This is a genomic window from Paenibacillus sp. FJAT-26967 (assembly GCF_001541095.1).
GTDB lineage: Bacteria > Bacillota > Bacilli > Paenibacillales > NBRC-103111 > Paenibacillus_F.
The window spans coordinates 21168-28405 of sequence record NZ_LMXH01000015.1 but is presented as its reverse complement, the minus strand read 5'-3'; the positions used below and the strand labels follow the sequence as shown (position 1 = coordinate 28405).

Genomic DNA, 7238 nt, shown 5'->3' with positions numbered 1-7238 from the left:
AGCTCAAAAAGTTAATGCTGACGAGAATTTCTTCTCTGTTTAGCGTCCTGATTGCTCAAGACGTTTCAATCACTCGTTGTTCAGTTTTCAAAGGACAATTTTGTAAAGGCTTGTCGGCCTTTGTCGCATCCGCTCGTTTTTTAGCGGCGACTTTTTTATAGTACCACATTCACCCTGTGTGATGCAAGTATTTTTTTCTTAAGCCCGATTCACTTGCTACTTCAGCTGTCCGCCTGGACATGTTCTCCGAAGGGGCGAGATTTAATTTACCATGAAAACCAGATGGAAGTCAACACTTTTGTCGAATAAAATTTTCCCGCTTACTTCAAAAGGCATTTTGTGCTTTACAAAGCACCTTATACATACAAAAAGACAACCCAATAGGGCTGTCTGGGGGTTCCGCAGGACTTAAGGATGAAGCGTATACCGCATCAACAATTCCGAACATTCATCATCCGCAGGTACAGCCACTTCTTTGACGAGTGTTTTTTTGACAAGTTTATGCAGGAGTTGAGAAAGGTTAATACCCAAGCCTTGAATTTCGGAACGCTCCATAAGTTCTTCAATACTCCATGGCTCTGGGCGGGAACCCAGTACATCGATTAACGGTTTGCAGCAGCTTGCCATTTTGGACATAACGGAAAATTCACAGGCCAGCAGAACCAGTTGAATACGCTGTTTGAGCGTTTCTTTGCTCGTGGTTAACTCTTCATAAAGTTTGTAGACCCCCGTGTTAATCGTCCGAACCTGGTTCCATACCGCATCCCGAGGAATCTGTCCCTCTTCAATAATGACGATCCGCGCCCAGTGCTTCAATGCCTCCAGAATATTCTGGTAAGCATCGAGCAAGTGTTCATCAAGTATGTAAGTTTTGCTCTGCAAATATTTGTGCAAGAATAGCGAGAACTCAGACAACAACTGCCGTTCATGCTGCTCTTTGGCGTAAGCAAGCATCTGTATACCACTGTTTTCTAACTGCATGTGACGATCCAAACAAGATCTCCCCTTTCAATAGACCGTTACGTTAGTACGGCTCACTCCGCTCCCGCACTACTGCCCTACTAAAGTAGATTTCGCCTTCTTTCTTGTATACAAAGGTTGTCTTCTATATAATGATGTATGGAGTTGTGAAGGCTTGGCTGGCAGGGATAATTAGTCTTATTAAGCTTATTATGCTCGCTAACGAGGACTCCCGCGAGGCCTCAGGTAGATCTAGTTCCTTATAAACAAGTAATTCTACTTCCCCAGACAGTTTCCTGCTTAAAAATACGTTGAAATTACAATTTAATTATGAAAATAGTTTGAGAAAGAAGGGACACCAATGCTTTTAAAATCAAGCAAAATTAATGAATTCAGACTGTGGGGCCTGCTGCTCACCATGGGCGGTATGCTGGTTATGATTATCGGTCTGGCGGGTGTCGTATTTGATTGGGGCACGATCGGCCGTGTTATTGCAGGCATTTTCCTCATCATCGGATTAATCAGTATGCTCGGAAGCATGGCTATCTATTTCTGGGCCGGCATGATGTCAACTTCAGCTGTTGCACTTGATTGTCCAGAATGCGGCAAGCGGACGAAGATGATCGGCAAGACGGACCGCTGCATGTTCTGCAAGACCATTCTGACAGTCGATCCCGCCCTGGCTTCAGAGCAAGCGGATACGGAAGTCATAGTTAACGAACCAGATACAAAAGAAGCTGCGCAAGACACTGCAAGGAATTAAGAGTCAAAAAAGCTGCTTTCCTAAATGGAATGCAGCTTTTTTTATTTTATTTATCAGATAAGAAAATTAGTCCCGCTTCGAAAGATCGGATTGTATGATTTGCCATAAAGCCGGATCTTCAAATCCCCGTCTCCAACTCGCGACACCGGCCAAGTCATACTTGTGCACAAGCTCTATGCGAGATTGAATCGAGGTTGCATCCTCCAGCCAGATACGATTTAACTGGCCGTTCTCAGTATACTCAACATAATTCTGACCGGATTTCTCATCGAATATGGGCTTGAGTCCCTTTTCCTCTATGAGTTTGCGAGGTTTTTCCATAAAGACAGCTTTGGAACTGACCTTCGTTCCTTCTCCTGTTTTCTCCTCTGTCCAAATACGCGTGTAAAAGGGGATTCCCAGAACAAGCTTGGAAGGCGGGATCTTATCCTCCTCCAAAAGACCACGCAGTGAACGCTCCACCCATGGAATAGAAGCGACCGAACCGGACTTAGGGCTTGAGGCCCAATGCTCATCGTATGCCATTAATATCATGTAATCGGCAACCGCGGCGAGTGCAGGGCGGTCATAGATTCGGCTCCAGGAGTCACTCCCCGATTTGGCTGTTACATCAACCGATACAATTAAACCTTTGGCATGAAGCAGTGGAGTCATTTCTCTTAGGAACTGGACTAGCAGAACACCATCCGATTTATTCATATTCTCAAAATCGACATTGATACCCTGAAGATTGTACTGTTCTGCAAAAGCAAGCAACTGCTTAATCATGTGAATGCGGGTTTCATAGGATGCGAGTGCTTCTCCTGTCATAACGGGCTCGAAGGAATTGCTGACCAAGGCCCAAACCTGGTAGTCGCGACTGTGTGCCCACTTGACGTAGTCGGCGTTCGCCAGACTCTTCAAGTTGCCTTGTCCGTCCGCCAGATGAAACCAAGTCGGACTGATCACATTCAAGCCGGGCATCTCTGGAATTGAAGCGGTTTGGGGATTCCCCTTGACGACATGCTCCCAGGTCATATTCAGCTTACCTTGCGGCTTCCATCTGGAGATGGCGGGCTCAGTCTTACGCTCCGGAATAACCTCTTCTGTTTCTTCTGTCACGCTCGCAGCAGGTATGAAGCCCACTGCTCCGCTGGTCCGCTGTACTTTGTACCATCCTTTCACTTCTTCCCAGATCAGAATCTTCTCATCTTGAGGAACCATTGAAACAATAGGCATACGCTTGGCAGGTCCTGTACGGAGCTCTATTCCGCTCTCTTTATTTAATCGCCCCCAGCGCAAACGTTCGCCCGGAGTGAACATCAGAATGGCTCCCGAATCAGCAGATTCGCGCAGATCTATACCGTATACCTGTTTAAGTATGTCGACGGGGAGAAATAGCTGGTCCCCTTGCTTTTGCATAGTTGAAGTAAGCGGGAAGGTCTGCAAGTTAACTGAAGCAGCCGTTTGATCTGTCTGTAACCGAACGACTTTGTCCTCTGTTGTAAGAATAACGGAGGCTGTACCTGGTTCGCTGCGAACCGTAGGATCTATCCATTGCTGAACGAGATCCAAAGGAAGTTTCAGCTCTTTTTGCCGGCCAATTGCGGAAATCTCGTAGGCTTGTCCTTGATAAAATACGGGTTTGTCCAGTTTCATATAATCCGGCTGTACTTCTTCCTTGCTCGGCAGCACTTGCATACCTAAGTAGGTTATACCGGCTATAAGGAGGAATAGAAGCACAAAATTACGAAACCGGTTACGGGTTCCAGGGCGTCCTGTTGAACTGGGCTGCCTGTCATTCAAATGTAAGTGCACATCCTCTCAGGAAACGATACAAAAAAGAAAAACGTATCACCGCGCCCGGTAATAAAGAGCGGTAATACGTTCGCGTACTACATGTATGGAAGATTGGGACCCTATTAATGGGTCATAGATCCAGCGCAATCAGGGCAAATTCCAACAACTTCTAGCCTATGTCCTGCTACCCGGTACCCGGTCTGCTGTGCAGCAACATGCTCCACATCCACCACCGGAGAGTAATCAAAATCAGAAATCTTGCCGCAGTGCTCGCACCGCGCATGATAATGATCGGACAGGTCAGCATCGAAACGACTGGAACCATCGCCATAAGTTAATTCACGCACTAACCCCGCATCTATGAACACCTTGAGGTTATTGTAAACCGTGGCAACGCTCATATTCGGAAATTTAGATTCCAACGCCTTGTAAATCTCATCAGCCGTAGGGTGGTTGAAGGAGTCGAACAAGTACGTCAAAATCGCGTACCGCTGCGGAGTCATGCGAACACCGGTCGTTTTAAGTTTAGCAAGAGCTTCTTCCAAATGTTCAGACATGATTCTCACCACCTGTTGTTAGGAGTTGTACGTATTTACAGGAAACACATGCACTACCTTTCTTCTATTGTACGTGTCTGAAAATGCACTTGTCAACGACTGGTTCCGGCTGATTGAAGCTTCTTTACATTTTCAGGTTATTTTCTTTTGCTTTCCCAGATATAAAGTGCTAGCCCTGCAAGTATCAAAATACCCGCCCCAAAGTAGGAAGCGAACAACTGAAACAGAGATTCAAGCCACGCCGGTTTACTGCTCGCCAGGAAAAGAAAGACGCCGGCGGCAATAAGCAGAAATCCGAAACTGCTGTTCTTGCTAAGCTTGTGAACCGAATCATTGTACATATCCGGATCTCCATAATACCGGCTGCGGTTAACAGCATCAGTAAGCTGCAGGGACTCAAAAACGTTATAGCAGTAAATGACCGGCAAAATGAGAGAGAATAACGTAATCATAGGCACATTCGGAGCTCCCTCACGCGATGCAAACAAAACGATCCCGAAAATGTCGGTGACGATCAGCAGCATAATGAACAGTCCACGGTGCATAGCGCCTAAGTAGAACTGCCCTGTCCCCGGAACAAGGAAGGAAAGAAGCATGGACAGCCATTTTTTCTTGGGTGCCTGTTGCATATAAGGTGGATAAGGGGGCGGCATATGAAAAGAGGATTCCGGCGGGTAAGTCCGGTGCCTTTCTTCATAAAAGTATTCTTCTGCAAGATCCTCAGTGCCGGGTTTGCCTTCCGATTTATATTGCTGCTGTGTCATTGAACAGCCTCCTGTCTGTGTAACGTACTGGTCTTGCAATCTACTAGGTAATCCGGTCAGAGACTTGATGAATAAAGTTCGACCATTCCAGCATGTGAGAGTTCAGCAGCTTCACCAGTCCCGAGTTGATAAACATATAGGTAGCCGCTGTAGCCACGAAAAGATGAATCAGCCCTGAGCGTCTCTGCTTGTGTTTCCATTCCCGGGAAGCTGATGTGGAAAGCTCTCGATCTTTGGAAAGAATCTGATCCATAACTCGTTCTGTAAAATCATCAGAAGGATGGAGCGGCTTCTGGCGATTCAATTCTTCCATAAGTGAAGAAGGAAGTTCATCATTACCGGGAAGCACGTGACGCGGCGGTTGATTCGGCCGCCTCGGTGTTTGTTCGCGCATCTGGATACACCCCCAACCATTTTTGTTTCAGCATTGCCTTGCCCCGGTACAAACGGGTCTCAATCGTTTTGAGCGGAAGATCGGTAACATCTGCTATTTCCTGATACGACAACTGCTTAAAATGATACAAATACATAACCAGCCGATACTTCTCCGGTAATTCAGCGAGCATCCGGTGTAGAGTATCGCTCTCTTCATGGCGGATGGCCTGCTCTTCCGGCTCCGTGCGCCTATCGACCAGCCATGTCTTCAATCTATCCAGCAACGGGACCACAGGCCTGCGTCTTTGCGCTCTAAGGTAATCGGTTACGAGATTAACCGTCATCCGGTACAGCCATGTTGTGAACTTGCTTTCTCCCCTGAAGTGAGACAAAGAACGAAACAATTTCAGAAACACGTCCTGGGACAGATCCTCTGCGGTTTCGCGTTGGTTCACCATACGGAAAATCAGCGTGTAGACATAGCTTTTGTGCCGGTCCACCAAATAACGGTATGCTTCCGCATCCCCCTGCCGGACCCTTTCTACCAGCTGTTCATCTGTCAGGTGTTCCATTGCATCACCGCCTTTCGTCTTATGTTCTCCAAGATATCATGCCCGGGCATTCGTTACTATTTCATTGGACGCCCAAATTAAAATTATCCCTTCAAAAAAATTAAAACAGGGCATTCCGCCCTGTTTCTCTTCTCTAGCCTATTCCATTGTAACACCGATCACGCCGTCAACCTGTCGAATATCTTCAAGAAGGGACGGCACAATGCTGGCTTTAGGTATGATGACATTGAGATAAATATAAACGGTCTGACGCTCATCTTCCTCATCTTCGTCAATCCCCATTTTCCGGATTTCGATTTTACGATTATCCAGAATAGTGGAGATACTTCCCAAGTTTCCGGGCTGGTCCTGTGCGTGGACACGAATCGTGTGACGTTTTCTGGCTCCGAAATATTTGTGCTCCACTTTATTTAAAATCCACAAGCTGATAATGACCATGAAACAGGATAGTATCGCTGCATAATAAAAACCGGCACCGACTGCAAGACCGATTGCGGCTACGACCCACAAGGAGGCAGCCGTAGTCAGACCGGATACGGAGAAACCGTTGCGGATAATAGTTCCGGCCCCCAGGAAGCCTATTCCGCTGACAACCTGCGCAGCAAGGCGGGAAGGGTCCATACGTACGCTGGGTTCATTAACAAAAGCGCTAAACCCGTATATGGATAAAAGCATAATCAGGGCGGAACCGACACAAACAAGGATATGTGTTCTAAATCCTGCTGCCTGATTGCTTATCTCCCTCTCAAAACCGATGAGACCTCCGAGAACAAGCGCTATAATTAGCCGGATCGTTAAGTCTAGCTGTCCAATTACCCAAGGATCGTTCAATTCTTTCTCGCCACTCCTTCCTATGTACCGTTATTTCTCCTCTGTTAAGGATATGTCATTCATTCGCGCAAATGTTATCAGTGTGACAGAGGGTGCAATTGTCCGGGCGCTTGACGGATGAAAGCCAAACTTGCTGTACAAGAGGATCGCAGGTTCATTAGTTTCACCGGTCGAGACAACAAATTTGCTCGCATCCGGATGTCCCTCCAGCAGATGCCTCATGAGCTTGGATGCGATCCCCTTGCGAAAATGCCCGGGATGAACCATCATGCGAGTGATAGTCACTGTGCTTCCCGATTGTTCCCAAGCAATTGCCCCCGCTAGCACCTCCGCATGCCCCTGCGCCTGTGCCTCCGTTAGATAATACCCATTAAAGGTTTCTTTGGAACACTTCAAAGTAAGTGGAGAATCCTTGAGCGGGGGGATATCTTGGTAGCCTATCAACCGGGCTTCCACTATGTAAGAAGCCGTCTGGAGTGCAAGCAGCTCAAGAACCGCATGCACATCCTCTTTCGGAATTTGCCGGATCATTCGAAATCATTCTCCCCTCTTGTGATGGATGAGAAGAAAAGCAGCAGCCCTGTTCAGATGTGATAAAAAGGCATATCCACACGGATATGCCTTCTGCGGGTGATAC

9 protein-coding genes are annotated in these 7238 nt (G+C 47.0%); 1 reads left to right on the top strand and 8 read right to left on the bottom strand.

The features are described 5' to 3' along the window. Positions 1 to 408: 408 nt before the first annotated feature. Positions 409 to 993 (bottom strand): hypothetical protein, encoded by a 585-nt coding sequence (locus tag AR333_RS24010; RefSeq protein ID WP_068777880.1) that lies wholly within the window; start codon positions 991 to 993, stop codon positions 409 to 411. A gap of 328 nt (positions 994 to 1321) precedes the next feature. Here AR333_RS24010 and AR333_RS24005 point away from each other — a divergent pair, with 328 nt between their 5' ends. Beyond that, positions 1322 to 1723: a YgzB family protein gene (locus AR333_RS24005; protein ID WP_068777879.1), complete on the top strand. Its 402-nt coding sequence runs from the start codon at positions 1322 to 1324 to the stop codon at positions 1721 to 1723. Positions 1724 to 1789: 66 nt separating this feature from the next. Here the strand turns inward: AR333_RS24005 and AR333_RS24000 are convergent, their stop codons facing one another. The 7 genes from AR333_RS24000 to AR333_RS23970 all read right to left on the bottom strand — a co-directional run bounded on the left by AR333_RS24000 (position 1790) and on the right by AR333_RS23970 (position 7132). Further along, entirely contained in the window at positions 1790 to 3508 is a 1719-nt protein-coding gene (locus AR333_RS24000; protein ID WP_253735966.1) for a glycosyl hydrolase family 18 protein, read from the bottom strand. 116 nt (positions 3509 to 3624) lie between these two features. Next, positions 3625 to 4059 carry a Fur family transcriptional regulator gene (locus tag AR333_RS23995; RefSeq protein ID WP_068777878.1) on the bottom strand — a complete coding sequence of 145 codons (435 nt, stop codon included), beginning with the start codon at positions 4057 to 4059 and terminating at the stop codon, positions 3625 to 3627. A 137-nt stretch (positions 4060 to 4196) separates the two neighbouring features. Further along, positions 4197 to 4823, bottom strand: coding sequence for a hypothetical protein (locus AR333_RS23990; protein WP_068777877.1), 627 nt, complete (start codon positions 4821 to 4823; stop codon positions 4197 to 4199). Positions 4824 to 4866: 43 nt separating this feature from the next. Continuing rightward, positions 4867 to 5217, bottom strand: a complete 351-nt coding sequence (locus AR333_RS23985) for a hypothetical protein (protein ID WP_068777876.1) — start codon at positions 5215 to 5217, stop codon at positions 4867 to 4869. Next, positions 5159 to 5770: an RNA polymerase sigma factor gene (locus AR333_RS23980; RefSeq protein WP_068777875.1), complete on the bottom strand. Its 612-nt coding sequence runs from the start codon at positions 5768 to 5770 to the stop codon at positions 5159 to 5161. The genes AR333_RS23985 and AR333_RS23980 overlap by 59 nt, the downstream gene beginning before the upstream one ends. 138 nt (positions 5771 to 5908) lie before the next feature. Then, positions 5909 to 6601 (bottom strand): MgtC/SapB family protein, encoded by a 693-nt coding sequence (locus tag AR333_RS23975; RefSeq protein WP_068777874.1) that lies wholly within the window; start codon positions 6599 to 6601, stop codon positions 5909 to 5911. A gap of 30 nt (positions 6602 to 6631) precedes the next feature. After that, positions 6632 to 7132, bottom strand: coding sequence for a GNAT family N-acetyltransferase (locus AR333_RS23970; RefSeq protein WP_068777873.1), 501 nt, complete (start codon positions 7130 to 7132; stop codon positions 6632 to 6634). Between the last annotated feature and the right edge of the window lie 106 nt (positions 7133 to 7238).